The sequence below is a fragment of the Flavivirga aquatica genome (genome assembly GCF_001747085.1).
Lineage (GTDB): Bacteria > Bacteroidota > Bacteroidia > Flavobacteriales > Flavobacteriaceae > Algibacter_C > Algibacter_C aquatica.
Genome location: NZ_MDJD01000052.1, coordinates 1 through 359, shown reverse-complemented (window position 1 = coordinate 359; position 359 = coordinate 1). Strand labels below are relative to the sequence as shown.

General features: G+C 31.8%; 1 protein-coding gene. It reads right to left on the bottom strand.

Going from position 1 to position 359, the window contains the following annotated elements:
• The coding region (locus A8C32_RS20740; protein WP_205635401.1) for a hypothetical protein at nucleotides 1-359 on the bottom strand (359 nt) is incomplete at both ends.

Genomic DNA, 359 nt, shown 5'->3' with positions numbered 1-359 from the left:
CCATGAGTTGGAACGGTTTGAGTTCAATATCCCTTGTGTTACTTTTTCTTGTTCCTGGAACTGTGATTTTACCTTTGTAAAGCTGTATGTTTTCCACTTCCAATAATTGTAAATCCCTTGTATTTAAACCTTGATAAACGAGCAGTCCAATGATGATTTTATTTCGCTTTCTTGCTATTTCCTTGCCTTTATTGATTGGATAACTATAATATAAATCTTCCAGTTCCTCGAACTCTAAAATGTTGTGTATAATATGACGTTTTACTCCTTTTATATTCAGGTCTTTTATATCGTTCTTTTCTCTGTGGTTTTCTTCTGTGAGGTAATTAAAATAGATTTTTAGATTACCTATATAGGTT